Here is a 19,658-nt window from a genome sequence, read left to right on the forward strand (position 1 = left end):
ACGGTCAGGACGGCGTACTGGACGCCGCGGCTGATCCGCTGTCTCTTGCGGGGGCGGTGGCGGGGGCGGCCCCGCGCCGCCGGGGTCGGCGCGGCCGCCCGGGGGGGCGCCCCCCCGGCGCGCGGGCGGGGTCGGTGGTCATCGCCTCCCACGTTAGACGGATGTCCGATCACGGTAAGTAACACGGTGATCGGGGGATCTGCGTGAATCTGTGGGAGTACATCGCCGACCGGCGGGATCTGCTGCTCTTCGAGACGGCGCAGCACGCCAGCATGGTGGCGCAGTGCGTGCTGGTGGCCGCCGTGATCGGCGTGGCGGTGGGCGTCATCACCTACCGGCGGCCGCGCGGGGCGGCGCTGGCCACCGGCACGGCCGGGGTGCTGTTCACGGTGCCGTCGCTGGCGATGCTCGGCCTGCTCATCCCGGTGCTGGGGCTGGGGGTGGCGCCGAGCGTGACGGCGATCGTGCTGTACGCGCTGCTGCCGATCATCCGGAACACGGTGGTGGGGCTGCGGGGGGTGGACCCGATGCTGGTGGACGCGGCGCGCGGGATCGGGATGAGCCGGCTGCGGGCGCTGACACGGGTCGAGCTGCCGCTGGCCTGGCCGGTGATCCTGACCGGCATCCGGGTCTCGACGCAGCTGGCGATGGGCATCGGCGCGGTGGCCGCGTACGTGTCGGGGCCGGGATTGGGCGAGCAGATCTTCTCCGGGCTGGCCCGGCTGGGCGGCGCGAACGCGGTGAACTCCACGCTCACCGGCACGCTCGGCGTGGCGCTGCTGGCGCTGCTGTTCGACGCGTGTTTCGTGCTGCTGGGGCGGCTGACCAGGCCGGGAGGCCGCCGTGCCTGAGACGGGGGCGGGCGGCGGCGGGGTGCCGATCGAGCTGCGCGCGGTGACCAAGCGCTTCCCCGGCGCGGCCGCGCCCGCGGTGAACGAGCTGGACCTGACGATCGCCGCCGGGGAGATCGTGGTGCTGCTCGGCCCGTCGGGGTGCGGCAAGACGACGACGATGCGGATGATCAACCGGCTGGACGAGCCCACGTCCGGCGACATCCTCATCGGCGGGCGCAGCGCCCGCGACATCGACCCCGACCGGCTGCGGCGCAACATCGGGTACGTGATCCAGCAGGCCGGGCTGTTCCCGCACCTGACGGTGGCGGCCAACATCGCGCAGGTGCCGCGCCTGCTGAAGTGGGACTCCGGCCGGATCGCACGCCGCGTGGAGGAGCTGCTGACGCTGGTCGGGCTGGACCCGGCGACGTTCGCCCAGCGCTACCCCAGAGCGCTGTCGGGCGGCCAGCAGCAGCGGGTGGGGGTGGCCAGGGCGCTGGCCGCCGACCCGCCGGTGATGCTGATGGACGAGCCGTTCGGCGCCCTGGACCCGATCACCCGCGAACGGCTGCAGGACGAGCTGCTGCGGCTGCAGGACGAGCTGGCCAAGACCATCGTGTTCGTGACGCACGACGTCGACGAGGCGCTGAAGATCGGCGACCGGATCGCGATCATGGAGCGGGGGGCGCGGATCGTCCAGTACGCGCGACCGGCCGAGATCCTGACCGCGCCCGCGGGCGAGTACGTCGAGCAGTACCTGGGCGGCGGTTCGTCGATGCGGCTGCTGCGGCTGACGAAGGTGGGCGACATCCGGCTCGACTCGGTGCCGCACGCCACCGCGGGCGCCGACGCGCGTGCCCTGCTGGCCCAGGCCGAGGAGGAGGGCCGCGACTTCGCGCTCGTCGTCGACGAGGCGGGCCGGCCGCGCCGGTGGGTGAGCGCCGCCGACCTGGCCGCCGCGCGCGGGCCCGTCGGCGAGCTGGGCGAGGAGACGGGGCCGCCGATCGGGCACCGGATGACGTTGCAGGACGCGCTGGAGGCGCTGCTGAACGCCGACAGCGACGTGGTGCCGGTCGTCGGGCGCGGGCAGGCGTACGCGGGGGTGCTGTCGCTGAGCACGGTGCAGAACGCGATCCAGGCGATCAAGGCGCGCGAGCGGGAGCGCCGCCGCCGGCGCCTGTCCGGCCTGACCGGCGACAGCGGAGACGGCGGAGACGGGGACGGCGGGTCCGGGCCTGGGGGTGGGGCGTGACCGTCAGCGGGTCGGCCGCGCAGCAGGCCGCCATCCCCGAACCGGACGTCGGCCGCTCCTGGCACATGCTGCTCGCGCCGCTCATCTACCTGGCCGTGGCCGCCGCGATGGTCGCCTACACCCAGCTGGTGCCGCTGGACGACATCGAGCGCAGCGCGCTGCGGCTGCCGTTCCTGGCCCGGCGCACCTGGGAGCACATCCGGCTGGTGTTCTACTCCACCGTGCTCGTGCTGGTGGTCGCGCTGCCGCTCGGGGTGCTGCTGACCCGGCGCGCCCTGCGCAGGGCCACCCCCGTGGTGCTGGCCGTGGTCAACGTCGGGCAGGCCACCCCGGCCGTCGGCCTGATCGTGCTGCTGGCCGTGGTGTTCCGGATCGGGTTCTGGACGGCGGTCGTCGCGCTGTTCGCCTACAGCCTGCTGCCGACGCTGCGCAACACGATGGTGGGCCTGGAACAGGTCGACCCCCGGCTGATCGACGCCGGGCGCGGCATCGGCATGTCGGCGTTCGGCGTGCTGTGGCGCGTCGAACTGCCCATAGCCGTCCCCGTCATCCTGTCAGGGGTGCGCACCACGCTCGTGCTGAACGTCGGCACCGCCGGCATCGCCGCGTTCATCGGCGCGGGCGGCCTCGGCGACCTGATCACCGCCGGGGTCAGCACCCAGCGCAACCTCGTGCTGATCACCGGCTGCGTGCTCATCGCCGTGCTGGCCATGCTCATCGACTGGGCCGGCGGCGTCGCCCAGCGGCTGCTGTCGCCCAAGGGGCTCACATGAGACTCGCGCTCCTGCTGATGCTCGTGACGGTACTCGTGACGGTGCTCGTGGCTACGGCCGGGTGCGGGCTGCGGCCGGCCTCGGCGTTCATCCCGCCGGTCGGGCCCGGCAGCATCAAACCCGTCCCCGTGCTGGAAGGCGTACGGCTGCAGGTGACGTCGAAGGAGTTCACCGAACAGCTCATCCTCGGCAAGATCGCCGTGCTCGCGCTCACCGTCGCAGGCGCCGACGTCGCCGACCGCACCAACGTGCAGGGCAGCGTCAACGCCCGCCGCTCGCTGACCCGGGGCGACGCCGACCTCATGTGGGAGTACACCGGCACCGGCTGGATCACCTACCTCGGCAGAAGCGACCCGATCACCGACGCGGCCCGCCAGTACGAGGCCGTGCGCGAGCTGGACCTGCGCCGCAACGACATCGTGTGGCTGCCCCCCGCCCCGCTGAACAACAGCTACTCCATGGCCGTCACCCGCGCCACCGCCACCCGCTACGGCATGCGCACGATCTCCGACATCACCCGGGTGCCGCCCGAGCGGCGCACGTTCTGCGTCGACCACGAGACGTTCGGCCGCTCCGACGGATTCCTCGGCATGCTGCGCGCCTACGGCCTGCACTACGGCACCGACGTGCAGCCGTCGAAGGTGCGCCGCGTCTCCACCGGCGTGCTGTACGACTCGATCGCCAGCGGCCAGTGCACGCTCGGCATGGTCACCACCACCGACGGCCGGCTCGAAGCGCTCCACCTGGCGCTGCTGGAGGACGACCGCCACTTCTTCCCCCTCTACCACCCGTCGGTCACCATCCGCGGCCCGGTCGCCCGCGAGCACCCCGAGATCGCCCGCGTCTTCGCGCCGATCAGCGCCAAGCTCACCGACGCGGTCATCCGCAAGCTGAACGCCCAGGTCGACGTCGACGGCGACGTGCCGGTGCTCGTCGCCCGCGACTGGCTGCGCTCGCAGGGCTTCATCACCTGAGCGGGCCTAGGATCGTGCCCGTGTTCACACTCGACGACGTGCTCGAGGTGCTGGCGCTGATTGAGGACGCCGGCTGCCGGACGTGGATCGGCGGCGGCTGGGGCGTCGACGCCCTGATCGGCCGGCCGACCCGGCCGCACCGCGACCTCGACCTGCTGCACCGGGCCGAGCAGGAGCCCGCCCTGATCGCCGCGCTGACGGCCGCCGGGTTCGCCGAACAGCCCGGCGCGGTCCCCGGGCGGCCGGTCCGCTTCGTCATGGCCGACGCGCACGGACGCGAGCTCGACCTGCACCCGCTCACCTTCGCCGCCGACGGGTCGGCCGTCCAGCCCGCCGACGCGCACGGCGCCACCTTCCCCTACCCGGCCGGCGCGTTCACCTGGGGCACGCTGGGCGGGCGGCGCGTGCGCTGCCTGTCGGCCGCCCAGCAGGTGACCTTCCACCAGGGCTACGAGCCGGCCGAGCGGGACGTGCACGACATGCGGCTGCTGCGCGAGACGTTCGGCGTCGACACGCCTTTCTGAACGCGCCTCAGGCGACGGCCACCTCCAGGGCGCGCAGCCGGTCCGGCTCGGCGACCACGTCGACGCCGGTGATCAGATCCCCGTCGAAGGTGAAGGTCAGCACGACCGACAGGCGGCCGTACGGCGCCATCGCCAGCGCCGGGACGCCGTCGACGAGCGCCACGCCGGTGAAGCGGGCCCGGCCGGTGGCGGCCATCGCGCCCTCGGCCACCCGGCGGGCGCCGCGCACCACGATCGGCTCCGGCGTCGGCACGACCCGCCGGTCGGCGTGCAGGACGACGTCCGGGTGCAGCAGCTTGACCAGCGCTTCGAAGTCCCCGCCCCGGGTGGCCGCCAGGAACGCCTCCACCACCCGCCGCCGCTGCGGCGCGTCCGGGCGCGGCGCGGCGCCGCCCCTGACGCGGCGGCGCGCCCGGCTGGCCAGCTGCCTGACCGCCTGCGGCGTCCGCTCCAGCATGACGGCGATGTCCTCGAACGGCACCGCGAACAGGTCGTGCAGCACGAACGCCAGCCGCTCGGCCGGGCTGAGCCGGTCCAGCACCACCAGCAGCGCCACCCCGACCGAGTCGGCCAGCACCGCCTCCTCCTCCGGGTCCGCCCCGCCCGTCAGCCCGGCCGCCGGCCCGCTCTGGGCCTCCAGCGGGTCCTCGCGGCGGGTCCGGCGGGCGCGCAGCATGTTCAGGCACAGCCGCGCCACCACGGTCGTCAGCCATGCGCCCAGGTTGTCCACACCGGAGACGTCGGAGCGGCTCAGCCGCAGCCACGCCTCCTGGACGGCGTCGTCGGCCTCGCTCACCGAGCCGAGCATCCGGTAGGCCACGGCCCGCAGCCCGCCCCGGTGCTCCTCGAACAGCCCGGCCAGCCGGTCATCTGCGACGCGCTCGTTCACCCTGGTCCTCGTCCCTTCCCGCGATGGCGTGCGCGCACACCCTAACCGGGCCCTCCCGGCGAAGCGGGACAGGGGTGGCCCGGCGTGGCGAAAGCGCCGAAGATGGCGTTGATCGTCTCCCCGGCCGCGAAGGAGCGCCCATGCCCGCCACCTCCACGCTGGTGCTCGTGCACGGCTTCTGGCACGGCTCCTGGTGCTGGAGTGAGGTCATCCCCCACCTGGCCGCCGCCGGCCGCGCCGCCGTCGCCGTCGACCTGGCCGGGCACGGGCTGCGCGCCCGCAGGCCGCGCTGGCTCACCGCACGCCCGTACGACCCCGAGGCCGTGCGCGCCGAAGTGTCGCCGGTGGGCGGCGTGAGCCTGGAGCAGGCCGCCGCACTGCTGACGGCGCAGCTCGAACGCATCGGCGGCGGCCGGCCGGTGACCGTGGTCGCCCACAGCGCGGCCGGCCCCGTGCTGATGCGCGTCACCGAGCGCAGGCCCGCCCTGGTCGCGCACGCCGTCTACCTGACCGCCTACCTGCCGGCCTCCGGCCTGTCGGCCGCCGCCTGCACGCGGCTGCCCGAGGCGGCGGCCGACCAGGTCGCGCCGCTGCTGCGCGGCGACCCCGCCCGCACCGGGGCGCTGCGGCTCGACCTGGCCACCAGCGACGCCGCCTACCGGCGTGCGCTGTACGAGGCGTTCTACGGCGACGTGGAGCCGGGGCTCGCCGGCGCCGCTACCGCCCTGCTGACCCCCGACGGCCCCATCGGCATCATGCTCGGCACCACCACCCTGACCCGCGACGGCTGGGGCTCGGTGCCGCGCACGTACGTCATGTGCACGGCCGACCGGGCGATCGTGCCGGCGTTGCAGGCGAGGTTCGTGGCCGAGGCCGACGCCGCCTTCCCGGGCGATCCGGTGTCCGTGGTCGAGCTGGACGCCTCCCACTCGCCGTTCCTGTCGATGCCGGGACGGCTGGCCGACGTGCTGGCGGCGCTCGGCTGACGGGCGGCCGACGGGCGGCCCGGGCCCGCCGGCCGGGTCAGACGCCCCGGATGTCGTGCGCGCTCCCGGGCGCGGCGAAGGCGAGCAGCGCGGCGGCCTCCGCGCGGATCTCCTCGGCCTGCGCGCCGGTGACGGGCGCGAACAGCTCGACGCTCACCACGGCCTTGTCCCGCTTCCAGGTGCCGCGCACGAACCCGTCGACCAGCACTGTGCCGAGCACCTGGCCGTTGACGGTGATCACCCGCGGCCGGTCGGCGTCGGCGATCACCCGGGTGCGGTCGGCGTGGCTGAGCAGCAGGTTGTCGAACGGCGCCAGCAGCCGCACCGGCGCGGGCGCCTCACCGCCCGGCCGGGGCGCGCCGGGCAGGTCGAACAGCTCCCTGCCGTCCGGGCCCGTCAGCGTGACCAGCTCCGGGCGCAGCCGCTCGACCACCTCGCGCAGCCCGGTCAGCCCCGACCACGCCTGCGCGTCGGCCACCGTGGCGGGCCCGAACGCCGCCAGGTAGCGGCGCACCAGCGTTTCGGGCGAGGGCCTCGGGTCCGGGTCGCGGCCCAGCCACGACTCGGCCGTCGCGTACGCAGTCTGCCCCGAGCGGCCCCACACGGCGCGCGGCGGCACCTGCACGAGCGGGACGAGGATGCGCATGATCTGCGCCAGGTCGGCCGCCTTGACGCCGGGGAACTCGCCGGCCAGCCGGGCGCCGAGCGCCGCCCCGGTCAGCGGGCCGCCGTCCAGCGCCCGGCGGCCCGCCGCGACCACCGCGTCCAGGTCGAGGGCGGCGATGCGGCTGCCGTACGCGCTGTGCAGGTAGCGGGTGAGCTGCGGCTGCGTCAGCGGGCGCAGCGTGAGGCTGTCGGCGGCGCTGACCAGGTGGACGGTGCCGCGCATGAGCACGAGCCTGACCACGTGGCGCTCCTCCAGCAGCCGCGCCAGCTCGCCGGGCTCGAAGCCGGACAGCCGCGACCACAGGCCGAAGTACGGCGGGAACGGCGCCTGGGCCTGCAGGCCCACCAGGTGCTCGACGGCCTCCAGCGCGGGCATGGCGTGGCGGCGCAGCAGGAGCTGGCGGGCCAGCGTGGCGCGGTTGAGGTCACGCAGGGTGATCACGGGGTGGCTCCGGGGGTCATGCCGTCGAGGAGGTAGGCCAGGCCGCGGGTGAAGGCGGCGTCCCAGTCGGGGTCGAGGCCGTGCGCCGCCAGGGTCGGGTAGGCGTCGCGGTGCTGCTGGAGGTGCCGGGCCAGGCCGGGGCCGCTGCCGGCCGGGTCGCGGGCCTGCATGGTGGCCGAGCCGGTGACGAACGTCGACAGGCTGAAGGCCGCGGCGGTCAGGTCGGGGCCGGTGAACCCGGCCTCGGCCAGCGTCGCGTACAGGAACTCGGTGCGCTCCAGCGCGTTGGGGCCCATCAGCGGGCGGTCCAGCAAGCCGGTCGACCACGGGTGGCGCAGCAGGGCGGCCCGCCAGCCGGTGACCAGCGCCGCCGCCCGCTGCCGCCAGGTGCCGCCCTCGGGCAGCGGCACCTGGCCGAACACGGCGTCCAGCGCCAGGTCGAGCACGTCGTCCTTGGTCTTGACGTGCCAGTAGAGGGTGGTGGAGCCGGTGCCGAGCCGCTCGGCCAGCCGGCGCATCGTCAGCCGGGCCTCGCCCTCCTCGTCGAGCAGGGCGACGGCCTCGGCGACGATCCGGTCCAGGGTGAGGGGCCGGCGCTCGCGCCGGGCGGGCCGCAGCCACACGCTCTCGTTCACCACCCGACGATAATACGCTGTACGAGGACCGGATCGATGGTCTAGTAATGGAACAATGAGCCATGTCGAGGTGAGCGAGCTGACCTACCGGCTGCCGGACGGGCGGCCCCTGCTGCGGGACGTGTCGTTCCGCGTCGGCGACGGCGTCATCGCGGCGCTCGTCGGCCCCAACGGCGCCGGCAAGACCACCCTGCTGCGCCTGATCGCCGGCGAGCTGCGGCCCGCCGCCGGCCGCGTCGCCGCCTCCGGCGGGATCGGCGTGCTGCGCCAGTTCCCCGGCCCCGGCACCGTCGCCGAACTGCTGCTCGCCGTCGCCCCCGCGCCGATCGCCGCCGCGGCCGCCGAACTCGCCGAAGCCGGCCGCGACCTGGACGGCGAGCCCGCCCAGCTCCGCTACGCCCAGGCCTTGGCCGACTACGCCGACACCGGCGGCTACGAGCTCGAAGTGGTCTGGGACACCTGCACCACGCTCGCCCTCGGCCGCCCCTTCGACACCGTACGCGAACGCCCGGTCGAGACGCTGTCCGGCGGCGAACGCAAACGGCTCATGCTGGAGGCGCTGCTGCGCGGCCCCGACCGCGTCCTGCTGCTCGACGAACCGGACAACTACCTGGACGTGCCCGCCAAACAGTGGCTGGAACGGCGGCTGCGCGAGACCCCCAAGACCGTGCTGCTCGTCTCCCACGACCGCCACCTGCTGGCCGAGACCGCCGACCGCGTCGTCACCGTCGAAGCCGGCCGCGTGTGGGTGCACGGCGGCGGCTACGGCGGCTACGCCCGCGCCCGCCGCGAACGCGCCGAACGCCTGCACGACCTGCGCCGCCAGTGGGAGCGCGAACACGCCCGGCTGCGCGGCATCGCCGACACCCTGCGCCGCGGCGCCACCCGCAACGACGGCCTGGCCACCTCCTACCAGGCCGCGCTCACCCGCCTGGCCCGCTTCGAGGAAGCCGGCCCGCCCGAACGCGCCCCCAAGCCGCAGAACGTGCGCATGCGCCTGCGCGGCGGCCGCACCGGCAAACGCGCCCTCACCTGCGAACAGCTCGCCCTGCCCGGCCTGCTGAAACCGTTCGACACCGAGATCTGGTACGGCGAGCGCGTCGCCGTCCTCGGCCTCAACGGCACCGGCAAGTCCCACCTGCTGCGCCTGCTCGCCGGCCAGCCCGTCGCCCACACCGGCGCCTACACCCTCGGCGCCCGCGTGCGGCCCGGCCTGTTCGCCCAGACCCACCAGCGGCCCGACCTGGCCGGGCAGCCCATCGCCGACCTCGTCACGACCGGGACCGCCACCGGCCGCCCCCTCGAGCGCGACGAAGCCATGGCCGCGCTGGCCCGCTACGAGCTCGCCCCCGCCTGGAGGCGGCCCTTCGAGACGCTGTCCGGCGGCCAGCAGGCCCGGCTGCAGATCCTGCTGCTGGAGCTGTCCGGCGCCACCCTGCTGCTGCTCGACGAGCCCACCGACAACCTGGACCTGGCCGGGGCCGAAGCCCTCCAGCAGGGCCTGGCCGCCTACCGGGGGACGGTGCTGGCCGTCACCCACGACCGGTGGTTCGCCGCCGACTTCGACCGCTACCTCATCTGCGCCGCCGACGGCCACGTCAGCGAGAGCGCCGAACCCGTATGGGACCGGTAGCCGCCCCTCAGGCCAGCGCGTGGACCAGCTCCACCGCCTCGCCCAGCGCCGCCGTCTCCTCCGCCGACATCGTCGGATTGGCCGCCCGCCGCGCGCACGCCTCGGCGAGCTGCCCGCCGAACAGCTCACCCCCCTCCTCCTCGGGGTCGCGGCACGACAGCAGCGACGACAGCAGCAGCCGCGTCAGCTCCACCGGCTCCACCATCCGGGTCACCGCCGCCTGCGCCAGGATCAGCGCCGACGTCGCCCAGTCCAGCGCCGGCGGCCCCAGCTCGGCGTTCTGCCAGTCGATCACCACCGGGCCGCGCGGCGACAGCAGCACGTTGTCCGGATGCAGATCCAGATGCAGCACCCGCTCACCCGGCCCCGCCTGCGCGCCCGGCGGCACCGCGTGCAGGCGGCGCAGCAGCTCCGCCAGCATCCGGCCGCCCTCCTCGGGCGCCATCGAGCCGTCCACCAGCGCCACCAGCATCGTCGCGCCCGCCACCCGCTCCATCACCAGGTCCGTGGGCCGCGGCCGCTCCGGGAAGACCTTCGGCACCGGGAACCCCGCCGCCGCCACGAGCGTCATCATCGCCAGCTCCCCGCCCGCGTCGTCACCGTCGCGGTAGCGGCGCAGCACCCGGCCCTCGCCCGCCTCGTACACGTCGGCGGTGCGGCCCCTGGCCAGCAGATCCTCCAGCATCATGCCCCCCAATCTAGGCTCGGACCATGCGTTACGTGCTGATGATCGGATTCGACGAGGACACGGTCACCGAGGAGCAGGCGCGATCCGGCTGCGAGGGCTGGAGCGAGGAGATGGCCCGCCGCGGCGTCCTCGTCACCGCCGCCGGGCTGCGCCCGAAGACCGAGGCCACCACCGTGCGCGTCCGCGACGGCGAGGTGCTGCTCACCGACGGGCCGTTCGCCGAGACCAAGGACCAGATCGGCGGCTTCACCGTCATCGAGTGCGGCGGCCTGGACGAGGCCGTCGCCATCGCCGCCGCCCACCCTTTCGCCCGCTACGGCAGCATCGAGATCCGGCCCCTCCAGGAGGCGCCCCACCCATGACCGGCTTTTCCGGCGGGGGTGTCGGTGGGCGGGCCCGCCGTTCGTCGTAGGGGCATGAACACAGTCATCTCCCGCGACGGCACCCCCATCGCCTGCCACAGCACCGGCACCGGCCCGGCACTCGTGCTGGTCGTCGGGGCCTTCAACGACCACTCCACCGGGACGCCGCTGGCCGGCCGGCTCGCCGCCGCCTTCACCGTCCACACCTACGACCGGCGCGGCCGGGGCGACAGCGGCGATCTCACCCCCTACACGGTCGAGCGCGAGCTCGACGACCTCGACGCCGTGATCGACGCCGCCGGCGGGGCCGCGGCCGTGTTCGGCTACTCCTCCGGCGCCCTGCTCGCCCTGCACGCCGCCGCCCGCGGCAGCGCCATCACCCGCCTGGCCCTGTACGAGGCCCCCTACGACAGCGCGCCGCGGCTCGGGCCGGCCCAGCGGGTGGGCGAGCTCGTCAGGGCCGGGCGGCGGGGCGAGGCCGTGGAGTACTTCCAGGCCGAGATCGTCGGGATGCCCGCCGAGCTGGTCACCCGGTCCCGCAGTGCGTCGTTCCGGCCCGCGCTGGAGGCGATGGCCCACACGCTGGAGTACGACCTGACCGTCACCGGCACCCCCGTCGACACCACGGCCGTCACGATCCCCGTGCTGGCCCTCGCCGGCGGCGCGAGCCCGGCCGCGATGCGTGAGCGCACGCACGCCCTGGCCGCGGCGCTGCCCGACGCCACGGCACGCGAGCTGCCCGGCGCCTCCCACCACCTCGACCCCGCCGCCCTGGCCCCGATCCTGACGGAGTTCTGCGCGCGCTGAGCACGGCAGGGACCGCCGCCGCCGTCACCACGGCGGCGGCGGTGACCATCCGCTACTCGCCGTCCACGTACAGGCGCAGGTGCCGGGCCGTCAGCGACGTGCCGGAGGCGACGAGCTCGCCCGGCGTGCCCGTAAAGACCACCTGGCCGCCGTCGTGACCCGCGCCCGGCCCCAGGTCCACGATCCAGTCCGCGTGCGCCATCACCGCCTGGTGATGCTCGATCACGATCACCGTGTTGCCGTCGTCGACCAGCCGGTCCAGCAGCGCCAGCAGCCGGTCCACGTCCGCCAGGTGCAGGCCCGTGGTGGGCTCGTCCAGGATGTACGTGGTGCCGTTCTTCGCCATGTGGATGGCCAGCTTCAGCCGCTGCCGCTCACCGCCCGACAGCGTCGTCAGCGGCTGGCCCAGCGCCACGTACCCCAGCCCCACCGCCTCCAGCCGGTCCAGGATCGCCCGCGCCTGCCCCGAGGTGAAGAACTCGCGCGCCTGCGACACCGACATGCCCAGCACGTCGCTGATGTTCTTGCCGCGCAGCGTGTAGGACAGCACCTGCGGCGTGAACCGCTTGCCGTCGCACTCCTCGCACACGGTCGCCACGTCGGCCATCATCGCCAGATCGGTGTAGATCAGCCCGATGCCCTTGCACGCCGGGCAGGCCCCCTCGGAGTTGGCGCTGAACAGGCCCGGCTTGACCCCGTTGGCCTTCGCGAACGCCGCCCGGATGGGGTCGAGCACGCCGGTGTAGGTGGCCGGGTTGCTGCGCCGCGAGCCGCGGATCGGCGACTGGTCGGCCACGATCACGCCGTCGCGGCCCGCCAGGTTGCCGTGGATGAGCGAGCTCTTGCCCGACCCCGCCACCCCGGTGACGACCGTGAGCACGCCCGCCGGCAGGTCCACGCTCACGTCACGCAGGTTGTGCTGGGTGGCGCCGCGGATCGGCAGCCAGCCCGACGGCTGCCGCACCGACTCGCGCAGCGTGACCCGGTGGTCCAGGTAGCGGCCGGTCAGCGACCCCGAGGCGCGCAGCCCCGCCAGGTCGCCCGCGTAACACAGCGTGCCGCCGGCCGCGCCCGCGCCCGGCCCCAGGTCGACCACGTGGTCGGCGATCCTGATCGTCTCCGGCTTGTGCTCGACCACCAGCACCGTGTTGCCCTTGTCGCGCAACTGCAGCAGCAGGTCGTTCATCCGCTGGATGTCGTGCGGGTGCAGGCCCGCCGTCGGCTCGTCGAACACGTACGTGACGTCCGTCAGGCTGGAGTTGAGATGGCGCACCATCTTCACCCGCTGCGCCTCGCCGCCCGACAGCGTCGAGGACTCCCGGTCCAGGCTCAGATAGCCCAGCCCGATCTCCACCAGCGACTCCAGCGTGTCACGCAGCCCCTGCACCACCGGCCCCACGGTCGGGTCGGAGATGCCCGCGACGAACGCCGCCAGGTCGCTGATCTGCATCGACGAGCACGCCGCGATGTCGACGCCGTCGATCGTCGCCGAGCGGGCCGCCTCGTTGAGCCGGGTGCCCTTGCAGTCGGGGCAGGTGGTCAGCTGCACCGCCCGGTCGGCGAACGCCCGCGTCTGCCCCTTCATCGACTCGCGGTCCTTGCCCAGGAAGCTGCGCCGCACCTTGGGGACCAGGCCCTCGTAGGTGAAGTTGTTGGCGCCCACCTTGACCTTGACCGGCTCCTTGTGCAGGAAGTCGGCCCACTCGGTCTCGGTGTAGTCGGCCAGCTTGCGGTCGGGGTCGAAGAAGCCGGAGCCGACGATGATCTGCCACGGCCAGGTGTCGACGCCGTAGCCGGGCACCTTGATCGCGCCTTCCTTCAGCGACAGCGACCGGTCGACGAGCTCGTCCACCTCGATGTCGGTGATCTTGCCCAGGCCCTCGCACGCCGGGCACATCCCGGCCGGCAGGTTGAAGCTGAAGGCCATCGGCGGGCCGACGTGCGGGGTGGCGATCCGGCTGAAGACGATGCGCAGCATCGTGTACGCGTCGGTCGCGGTGCCGACGGTCGAGCGGGCGTTGGAGCCCATCCGCTCCTGGTCGACGATGATCGCCGCGCTCAGGTTGTGCAGGGCGTCGACGTCCGGGCGCGCCAGACTCGGCATGAACCCCTGCAGGAACGCCGTATAGGTCTCGTTGATCAGCCGGCGTGACTCCGCCGCGATCGTCTCGAAGACCAGCGAGGACTTGCCGGAGCCGGAGACCCCGGTGAAGACGGTGAGCCGCCGCTTGGGAATGTCGAGGGAGACGCCGGTGAGATTGTTCTCGCGCGCGCCCCGGACCTGGATGTGGTCGTGGCTGTCGGCCGCGGTGTGATCGTGAGCAGGTGAGCTTCCGCCATTCATGGCTTCAAGTTTGCCATTAAACTGCTGATATAGACTTTTGGCGAGATTTCCTGGGCTTTCACCGGCGAACCTTAAAATCCGACGTAACCCTGGAGGTGCGGTGCGGCCCATCGACCTGGCCCGGCTGGCGGGCGTGTCGACGCAGCAGATCCGCAACTACGCCGACGAGGGCGTCCTGCCGCCCACGCCCCGCACCCCGGCCGGCTACCGCAGCTTCGACGCCCGCCACCGCCGCGCCCTGCTCGCCTACCAGGCGCTGGCCGCCGGGTTCGGCCGCGACCTGGCCCGGGCCATCATGCAGGCCGTCCACGACGGCCAGGTGCCCGTCGCCCTCACGCTCATCGACGCCGGCCACGCCGAGCTGCACGAGCAGCGCCTGGCCCTGCGCGCCACCGGCGAGGCCCTGGAAGCCGTCGCCGGGCAGGACACCACCCAGGCGCCCCGCTCCGGCCTGCGCATCGGCGAGGTCGCCGCCCACCTCGGCGTGCGCGCCTCGGCCCTGCGGCTGTGGGAGTCGGCCGGGCTGCTCAAACCCCGCCGCGAGCACGGCACCCGCTACCGCACCTACGGCCCGGCCGACGTCCGCGACGCCCGCATGGTCGCCATCCTGCGCCAGGGCCGCTACCCGTTCCCGCAGATCAGGCTCGTGCTGGACGGGCTGCGCCGCACCGGGGGCAGCGCCGCGCTGCGCGCCGCCATCACCCACCGCCAGGCCGAGCTCACCGGACGGGCCACCGCCATGCTCGAAGCCGCCGCCCGCCTGCACGCCTACCTCAACGGCCACGACTAGACGGCCTGCGCGGAGACGGCCTGCGCGGAGGCGGCCTTCACGGAGGCGGAGGCGGCGCCGGGCCGATGGTGGACCGGAGATCCCGGCATAATGCAGACAATCTGCACACGGGAGACACCACGCATGGACACGCCACCATCGCAGGCGGAGCGGATCGACGGGTCAGCCGTCCGGATCGGCGCGCTCGTCCCGCTGACCCGGCCCGGCTGGGCCGAGGCGGGCCGCCACCTGCTCGCCGGGCTCGAACTGGCCGCCCGCCACGTCAACGACGACGGCGGCATCGCCGGACGGCCGCTCGAACTGCTCGTCCGCGACACCGCCGCCGACCCGGGCAAGGCCGAGGCCGCCGTGGAGGAACTGGCCGGTCTCGGCGTCGCCGCCGTGGCGGGCGAGTACCACAGCGTCGTCGCGCGCGCCGCCGCCACCCGGGCCGACGCCCTCGGCCTGCCGTTCCTCTGCTCGTCGGCGGTCCTCGACGCGCTCACCGAACAGCCCGCGAAAACGGTCGCGCGCCTGGCGCCCGCCCAGTCCCACGGCTGGCGGATCTACGCCGACTTCCTGCTCGGCGCCGGCCACCGCCGCGTCGCCGTGGCCACCGAGCCGAGCCTGTACTGGGCCTCCGGCGCCCGCATCCTCCGCGAGCACCTCACACCGCGCGGCGGCACGCTCGCCGAGCTCGACATGCGCGCGCTCACCCCCGCCGCCGCGTGCGACGAACTCGCCGCCCAGGGCGCCACCGCCCTGCTGCTCCTGGTCGGCACCCCCGAGCCCGCCGTGCCGATCGTCCGGGCAGTCCGCCGCGACCCGCGCCTGGCCGGCCTCCTGATCGGCGCCCCGGCCGGGCAGCCGGAGTTCGCCGGCTGGGCCGCCGCGCTGGGCGGCGACGGCGCCGCGATCCCGTTCCTGCGCTACCTGCCCGAGCGGCTGACCCCGCTCGGCGCCCGCGTCGAGACCGCCCTGCGCGAACAGCTGGCCGAAACGCCGTCCTTCGTCGCCTTCGAGGGCTACGACACGATCACCGTGCTGGCCGGCGTGCTGCGCTCCCACGGCGCCGACCGGGCGCGCATCGCCGACGCCTGGCCGCACGTGGACGTCGAGGGCACCCGCGGGCCGATCCGGTTCTCCGACGTGCCCGGCATCAACGTCCGGCAGTGGGCGTGGCCGCCCGTCCAGGTCGCCGACCGTGACCCCGGACACCCCGGCCGCTTCCGGATCCTGCACACCGGCTGACAAGGAGCGCGGGCGGGGTCAGATCGACTCCCGGGCCACGGCCTCGCCGGAGATCCCCGTCTCGCGCTCCACGTCGGCCAGGACCTCCCGGGCCAGCTCCCGCACCGCCGCCCACTCCGCCGCCTCGCCCAGGGCGGCGGGGGTCCACAGGCGCGCGTTCTCCTCCCCGCCCATCGCCTCCAGGCAGCGGTCGAGGTGCTCCAGCTCGCCGATGACGCCCGGGCTCAGGGTCCGGGCCTCCTTCAGCACCCAGAGCGTCGCCAGCGCGCCGTCGTACTCCAGCGCGAGCTCGTCGACCGGGAGCCGGCCGCGTCCGAGCATGGCCGCCTGCCGCTCGCCGTCACGGGCCAGCCACACCAGGATCCTGACGATGATCTCCAGGGCCAGGTCAGGGCCGGGCACGTGCGGGTCACCGTTCACGAGCGCCCGCCCGTGAACGGCGGCTCGCCCTCCTTCAGCGGCCGGAAGCGCAGCGCCGACCACACCTCGTCCACCGCCACCTGCCCGTTGGGACGCAGCCCGTACTCGCCCACGATGGGCCAGAGCGTGTCCCGGTTGACGTCGGCCTTGTTGCCCTTCGGGTAGGCCACCCACAGCACCGCGGGCCGGGTGAGCCCGTCGCGGTGCTCGTCGAGCAGCCGGCGCGCCTCGTCCGCGCCGGAGGCGAACAGCACCGCGACCCCCGCCTCGCCGGGCCCGGCGGCCAGGGTCACGTCCTCGGGCAGCGGGTTCAGCAGCGGCCGGTGCTCGGCGTGGGAGATCCACACCGAGGCGCCGGGCTTGATCAGCAGCTTCTCGCAGACGGTCTTGCCGGCCATGTCAGGCCCTTTCGTAGGTCAGGTCCAGCACGCCGGTGCCGAACGTGGTGGAGGAGGTCAGCCGCAGCGGGACCCGCCCGGTCGCGTCGTCGAACAGCTTCTGGCCGCCGCCGACGACGAGCGGGTGCACGAGCAGGTGCAGCTCGTCCAGCAGCCCGTCGCGCAGCAGCGAGCGCACCAGCGCGGGGCTGCCGCTCATGCCGATGTCGCCGCCCGGCTCCCGCTTGAGCGCGGCCACCTTGTCGTAGCCGACGACCGTGGTGTTGTGCCAGGCGGGGTCGGCCAGGGTGGTGGAGACCACGTACTTGGGGATGTCGTTGAGCAGCTTGGCCATCGGATCCTCGTCCGGGTTCTGGTGCGGCCAGTGCGCGGCGAACTCCTCGTAGGTGCCGCGGCCCAGGAGCAGGGCCTCGCCCCGGTCCATGAGCGCGCCGACGGACCGGCCCATGTCCTCGTCATAGTAGGGGAAATGCCAGGTCTGAGGCGCTTCGACGACGCCGTCGAGCGACACGAACAGGCCGGCGATGATCTTCCTCATGGAGGGACCTCCTTCTCGGGTGGCCCCCATCCTCCAGCCGACAAAAAAATTTGTCAAGGCGGCCGCAGCACTCCCCGGAGGCGGCTCCGGGGAGGGTCTAGGACTCCAGGAAGTGCAGGATGGCCAGCACGCGGCGGCTGTAGCCGGTGGCGTGCGACAGGTTCAGCTTGTCGAACAGCGAGTTCACGTGCTTCTCCACGGCGCTCTGCGACACGTGCAGCGCCTGCGCGATCGAGGCGTTGGTCAGCCCCTGCGCCATCCGCTCCAGCACCTCGCGCTCACGCGCGGTCAGCCGCGCCAGCGGATCCACCTGCGTCGTGCGCGCCAGCAACTGCCGCACCACCTCGGGATCGAACGCCGCACCCCCCGCGCCCACCCGCTCCAGCGCGTCCAGGAAGTCGCCCACCTGCGCCACGCGATCCTTCAGCAGGTAGCCGACCCCCGCCACGTCCGCGCTCATCAGCTCGGTGGCGTACTTCTTCTCCACGTACTGCGACAGCACCAGCACCCGCACGCCCGGCCAGCGCCGCCTGATCTCCAGGGCCGCGCGCAGCCCCTCGTCGGTGTGCGTGGGCGGCATCCGCACGTCCACCACCACGATGTCCGGCACGTGCGCCGCCACGGCCGCCACCAGCGCCTCGCCGTCGCCGACGGCCGCGGGCACCTCGTGGCCCTCCTCCAGCAGCAGCCGCACCAGGCCCTCGCGCAGCAGCGTCGAGTCCTCGGCCAGGATCACCCGCACGGCAGCACCGCCGTCACCAGCGTCGGCCCGCCCGGCGGGCTGTCGACCTCGAAGACGCCGTCCAGCGCCGCCACCCGCCGTCCCAGCCCCGACAGGCCGCCGCCGGCGGCGCTCGCGCCGCCCGTCCCGTCATCTCGTACGCGCACGACGAGCATGCTGCCATCGCGGCGCACGTCCACCTCGACCAGGGTCGCCGACGCGTGCTTGGCCGCGTTGGTGACGGCCTCGCTCACCACGAAGTACGCCGCCGTCTCCACCGCCATCGGCGGACGCTCCGCCAGCTCGCACGACACCCGCACCGGCACCCCGGCCCGTTCGGACACCCCGGCCAGCGCCTCACCCAGCCCGAACGTGTCGAGCCCGCTCGGGTAGACCCGCCAGGCCACCTCGCGCAGCTCGGCCAGCGCCCGCTGCGCCTCGTCGTGCGCCTGGTCCAGCAGCTCCGGACGGCCCCGGCGGGAACGTCCGATCAGCATCGACAGCGCCACCAGCCGCTGCTGCAGGCCGTCGTGCAGGACACGCTCGATCCGCCGCCGTTCGGAGTCGACGGCCGCGACGATGCCCGCCCGGCTCTCGGCCAGCTCGGCGATGCGGCGCTCCAGCGCGAGCGTGCGGTCGCCGGCCAGCAGCCGGCTTGCCAGCCAGCGTTCGAGGACGTGTACGCCCACCAGGCCCGACAAGAGCGAAAAAAGTGCGACAAGTCCGACGAGGAGGAAGTAGCCGCCGATCGTCCACGACGGCGCCATCCCGTCGAACGGCTCCCCGTGCCCCCAGCTCCACAGCAGCGCCACGACGCTCTTGACGCCGAAACCCACCAGGAACAGCACCAGCCCGCCCAGCACCCCCACGGGCGCCCGGGCGGCCAGATAGCGCCGCAGCCGGTCCCGGTCGCCCTGGACCAGCGCGTCCAGCTCCGAGACCTCCAGCCGCAGCCGCCTGGCCTCCAGCGCGGCCAGCCGGCGGGCGGCCCCGTCCGCCCGTCCTCCCAGCAACGGCGCCACCAGCAGGAAGATCAGCTCCACCGGCGCGGTGAGCGCGCCCAGAGCCACCCTGCCGGCGACCCGCGCGCCCTCAACGACCGGCCGCATGCCGTCCCTTGCGGCGCTCGCTCAGCCGTACGCCGATGAAGACCAGCACCGCCAGCGCCACGAGGCCGAGCACGATCTTCGACCCGATGCCCGCGTACGTCTCCACCAGGTGCCAGTTCTCGCCCAGCAGGTAGCCGGCCATCACGAACACCGTGTTCCAGATCGCGCTGCCGATCAGCGTCAGCAGCGTGAACTGCATCAGCGGCATCCGCTCGACCCCGGCCGGGATCGAGATGAGGCTGCGGAAGATCGGGATCATCCGCCCGAAGAACACCGCCTTCTTGCCGTGCTTGAGAAACCACGCCTCCGTCTTCTCGATGTCGGAGATCTTCACCAGCGGAAGCTTGCCCGCGATCGCCAGCGTCCGCTCCCGGCCCAGCGCAGCTCCCACCCCGTAGAGCGCCAGCGCCCCCACCACCGAGCCGAGCGTCGTCCAGATCAGCGCGTCGACCAGACCCATCGACCCCTTGCTGGCCGTGAACCCCGACAGCGGCAGGATCACTTCGCTCGGCAACGGCGGGAAGAGGTTCTCCAGCGCGATCGCGATTCCGGCCCCCGGCGCTCCGAGGGCGTCCATCAACTCCACTACCCAATCAACCATGCGCATAAGGGTACGGAAGATCAACTCTACCTGGGATGAGGAT

General features: G+C 73.9%; 22 protein-coding genes. 11 read left to right on the forward strand and 11 right to left on the reverse strand.

The genetic code is table 11. The features are described from left to right. Positions 1-203 precede the first annotated feature (203 nt). Genes AB0J53_RS43375 through AB0J53_RS43395 form a run of 5 tightly spaced genes read left to right on the forward strand, consistent with a single transcriptional unit; the run spans position 204 to position 4,356 of the window. Positions 204-851, forward strand: coding sequence for an ABC transporter permease (locus tag AB0J53_RS43375; RefSeq protein ID WP_364183715.1), 648 nt, complete (start codon positions 204-206; stop codon positions 849-851). Next, entirely contained in the window at positions 844-2,085 is a 1,242-nt protein-coding gene (locus AB0J53_RS43380; protein WP_364183718.1) for an ABC transporter ATP-binding protein, read from the forward strand. Before AB0J53_RS43375 ends, AB0J53_RS43380 begins: the two co-directional genes overlap by 8 nt. Further along, positions 2,082-2,858 carry an ABC transporter permease gene (locus tag AB0J53_RS43385; RefSeq protein WP_364183720.1) on the forward strand — a complete coding sequence of 259 codons (777 nt, stop codon included), beginning with the start codon at positions 2,082-2,084 and terminating at the stop codon, positions 2,856-2,858. Before AB0J53_RS43380 ends, AB0J53_RS43385 begins: the two co-directional genes overlap by 4 nt. After that, the gene (locus AB0J53_RS43390) at positions 2,855-3,832 is read left to right on the forward strand and encodes a glycine betaine ABC transporter substrate-binding protein (protein WP_364183722.1); all 978 of its coding nucleotides are present in this window, start codon (positions 2,855-2,857) and stop codon (positions 3,830-3,832) included. Before AB0J53_RS43385 ends, AB0J53_RS43390 begins: the two co-directional genes overlap by 4 nt. Positions 3,833-3,852: 20 nt before the next feature. Then, positions 3,853-4,356 (forward strand): hypothetical protein, encoded by a 504-nt coding sequence (locus AB0J53_RS43395; RefSeq protein WP_364183725.1) that lies wholly within the window; start codon positions 3,853-3,855, stop codon positions 4,354-4,356. A 7-nt stretch (positions 4,357-4,363) separates the two neighbouring features. Here the strand turns inward: AB0J53_RS43395 and AB0J53_RS43400 are convergent, their stop codons facing one another. After that, positions 4,364-5,245 (reverse strand): sigma-70 family RNA polymerase sigma factor, encoded by an 882-nt coding sequence (locus AB0J53_RS43400; RefSeq protein ID WP_364183727.1) that lies wholly within the window; start codon positions 5,243-5,245, stop codon positions 4,364-4,366. Positions 5,246-5,385: 140 nt separating this feature from the next. On the opposite strand from AB0J53_RS43400, the gene AB0J53_RS43405 reads away from it, so the two are divergent. Continuing rightward, on the forward strand, positions 5,386-6,231 hold the full coding sequence (locus AB0J53_RS43405) for an alpha/beta fold hydrolase (protein ID WP_364183729.1): 846 nt from the start codon (positions 5,386-5,388) through the stop codon (positions 6,229-6,231). A gap of 37 nt (positions 6,232-6,268) precedes the next feature. Here the strand turns inward: AB0J53_RS43405 and AB0J53_RS43410 are convergent, their stop codons facing one another. After that, positions 6,269-7,339 carry a winged helix DNA-binding domain-containing protein gene (locus AB0J53_RS43410; protein ID WP_364183731.1) on the reverse strand — a complete coding sequence of 357 codons (1,071 nt, stop codon included), beginning with the start codon at positions 7,337-7,339 and terminating at the stop codon, positions 6,269-6,271. Beyond that, positions 7,336-7,974 carry a TetR/AcrR family transcriptional regulator gene (locus tag AB0J53_RS43415; protein WP_357592926.1) on the reverse strand — a complete coding sequence of 213 codons (639 nt, stop codon included), beginning with the start codon at positions 7,972-7,974 and terminating at the stop codon, positions 7,336-7,338. Before AB0J53_RS43415 ends, AB0J53_RS43410 begins: the two co-directional genes overlap by 4 nt. A gap of 55 nt (positions 7,975-8,029) precedes the next feature. On the opposite strand from AB0J53_RS43415, the gene AB0J53_RS43420 reads away from it, so the two are divergent. Beyond that, the gene (locus AB0J53_RS43420; protein WP_364183734.1) at positions 8,030-9,607 is read left to right on the forward strand and encodes an ATP-binding cassette domain-containing protein; all 1,578 of its coding nucleotides are present in this window, start codon (positions 8,030-8,032) and stop codon (positions 9,605-9,607) included. Positions 9,608-9,614: 7 nt separating this feature from the next. Here AB0J53_RS43420 and AB0J53_RS43425 read toward each other — a convergent pair whose 3' ends face one another. Then, positions 9,615-10,295: a phosphotransferase gene (locus AB0J53_RS43425; protein ID WP_364183736.1), complete on the reverse strand. Its 681-nt coding sequence runs from the start codon at positions 10,293-10,295 to the stop codon at positions 9,615-9,617. A 23-nt stretch (positions 10,296-10,318) separates the two neighbouring features. Here AB0J53_RS43425 and AB0J53_RS43430 point away from each other — a divergent pair, with 23 nt between their 5' ends. Continuing rightward, positions 10,319-10,657: a YciI family protein gene (locus AB0J53_RS43430; protein WP_364183739.1), complete on the forward strand. Its 339-nt coding sequence runs from the start codon at positions 10,319-10,321 to the stop codon at positions 10,655-10,657. A 54-nt stretch (positions 10,658-10,711) separates the two neighbouring features. Beyond that, a complete protein-coding gene (locus tag AB0J53_RS43435; RefSeq protein ID WP_364183741.1) occupies positions 10,712-11,464 on the forward strand; it encodes an alpha/beta fold hydrolase in 753 nt (250 codons plus the stop codon). Positions 11,465-11,516: 52 nt separating this feature from the next. On the opposite strand, the gene AB0J53_RS43440 is transcribed toward AB0J53_RS43435, so the two are convergent. Then, the gene (locus AB0J53_RS43440) at positions 11,517-13,808 is read right to left on the reverse strand and encodes an excinuclease ABC subunit UvrA (protein WP_364183744.1); all 2,292 of its coding nucleotides are present in this window, start codon (positions 13,806-13,808) and stop codon (positions 11,517-11,519) included. Positions 13,809-13,908: 100 nt separating this feature from the next. Here AB0J53_RS43440 and AB0J53_RS43445 point away from each other — a divergent pair, with 100 nt between their 5' ends. After that, positions 13,909-14,598: a MerR family transcriptional regulator gene (locus AB0J53_RS43445; RefSeq protein WP_364183747.1), complete on the forward strand. Its 690-nt coding sequence runs from the start codon at positions 13,909-13,911 to the stop codon at positions 14,596-14,598. A gap of 123 nt (positions 14,599-14,721) precedes the next feature. Further along, positions 14,722-15,828: an ABC transporter substrate-binding protein gene (locus AB0J53_RS43450; protein WP_364183749.1), complete on the forward strand. Its 1,107-nt coding sequence runs from the start codon at positions 14,722-14,724 to the stop codon at positions 15,826-15,828. An 18-nt stretch (positions 15,829-15,846) separates the two neighbouring features. On the opposite strand, the gene AB0J53_RS43455 is transcribed toward AB0J53_RS43450, so the two are convergent. From AB0J53_RS43455 to AB0J53_RS43480, 6 genes are all read right to left on the reverse strand, one after another. Next, complete coding sequence (locus tag AB0J53_RS43455; RefSeq protein ID WP_364183752.1) at positions 15,847-16,230, reverse strand: hypothetical protein; 384 nt, start codon at positions 16,228-16,230, stop codon at positions 15,847-15,849. A gap of 14 nt (positions 16,231-16,244) precedes the next feature. Continuing rightward, on the reverse strand, positions 16,245-16,646 hold the full coding sequence (locus AB0J53_RS43460) for a hypothetical protein (protein WP_364183755.1): 402 nt from the start codon (positions 16,644-16,646) through the stop codon (positions 16,245-16,247). A gap of 1 nt (position 16,647) precedes the next feature. Continuing rightward, on the reverse strand, positions 16,648-17,184 hold the full coding sequence (locus tag AB0J53_RS43465; protein WP_364183758.1) for a dihydrofolate reductase family protein: 537 nt from the start codon (positions 17,182-17,184) through the stop codon (positions 16,648-16,650). 97 nt (positions 17,185-17,281) lie between these two features. Then, positions 17,282-17,926, reverse strand: coding sequence for a response regulator transcription factor (locus AB0J53_RS43470; protein WP_219514606.1), 645 nt, complete (start codon positions 17,924-17,926; stop codon positions 17,282-17,284). Beyond that, on the reverse strand, positions 17,917-19,014 hold the full coding sequence (locus tag AB0J53_RS43475; protein WP_364183762.1) for a histidine kinase: 1,098 nt from the start codon (positions 19,012-19,014) through the stop codon (positions 17,917-17,919). Before AB0J53_RS43475 ends, AB0J53_RS43470 begins: the two co-directional genes overlap by 10 nt. Then, positions 18,998-19,615, reverse strand: coding sequence for a DedA family protein (locus AB0J53_RS43480; RefSeq protein WP_357592905.1), 618 nt, complete (start codon positions 19,613-19,615; stop codon positions 18,998-19,000). Before AB0J53_RS43480 ends, AB0J53_RS43475 begins: the two co-directional genes overlap by 17 nt. Between the last annotated feature and the right edge of the window lie 43 nt (positions 19,616-19,658).

It is taken from the genome of Nonomuraea sp. NPDC049725 (assembly GCF_040674795.1).
GTDB lineage: Bacteria > Actinomycetota > Actinomycetes > Streptosporangiales > Streptosporangiaceae > Nonomuraea > Nonomuraea ceibae.

What these genes read in the sequence shown, in the direction of transcription:
- AB0J53_RS43390 (WP_364183722.1), top strand. Translation starts at nt 2,855, where the DNA reads ATGAGACTCGCGCTCCTGCTGATGCTCGTGACGGTACTCGTGACGGTG.
- AB0J53_RS43405 (WP_364183729.1), top strand. Translation starts at nt 5,386, where the DNA reads ATGCCCGCCACCTCCACGCTGGTGCTCGTGCACGGCTTCTGGCACGGC.
- AB0J53_RS43420 (WP_364183734.1), top strand. Translation starts at nt 8,030, where the DNA reads ATGAGCCATGTCGAGGTGAGCGAGCTGACCTACCGGCTGCCGGACGGG.
- AB0J53_RS43425 (WP_364183736.1), bottom strand. Translation starts at nt 10,295, where the DNA reads ATGATGCTGGAGGATCTGCTGGCCAGGGGCCGCACCGCCGACGTGTAC.
- AB0J53_RS43430 (WP_364183739.1), top strand. Translation starts at nt 10,319, where the DNA reads ATGCGTTACGTGCTGATGATCGGATTCGACGAGGACACGGTCACCGAG.
- AB0J53_RS43435 (WP_364183741.1), top strand. Translation starts at nt 10,712, where the DNA reads ATGAACACAGTCATCTCCCGCGACGGCACCCCCATCGCCTGCCACAGC.
- AB0J53_RS43440 (WP_364183744.1), bottom strand. Translation starts at nt 13,808, where the DNA reads ATGAATGGCGGAAGCTCACCTGCTCACGATCACACCGCGGCCGACAGC.
- AB0J53_RS43450 (WP_364183749.1), top strand. Translation starts at nt 14,722, where the DNA reads ATGGACACGCCACCATCGCAGGCGGAGCGGATCGACGGGTCAGCCGTC.
- AB0J53_RS43460 (WP_364183755.1), bottom strand. Translation starts at nt 16,646, where the DNA reads ATGGCCGGCAAGACCGTCTGCGAGAAGCTGCTGATCAAGCCCGGCGCC.
- AB0J53_RS43465 (WP_364183758.1), bottom strand. Translation starts at nt 17,184, where the DNA reads ATGAGGAAGATCATCGCCGGCCTGTTCGTGTCGCTCGACGGCGTCGTC.
- AB0J53_RS43475 (WP_364183762.1), bottom strand. Translation starts at nt 19,014, where the DNA reads ATGCGGCCGGTCGTTGAGGGCGCGCGGGTCGCCGGCAGGGTGGCTCTG.
- AB0J53_RS43480 (WP_357592905.1), bottom strand. Translation starts at nt 19,615, where the DNA reads ATGGTTGATTGGGTAGTGGAGTTGATGGACGCCCTCGGAGCGCCGGGG.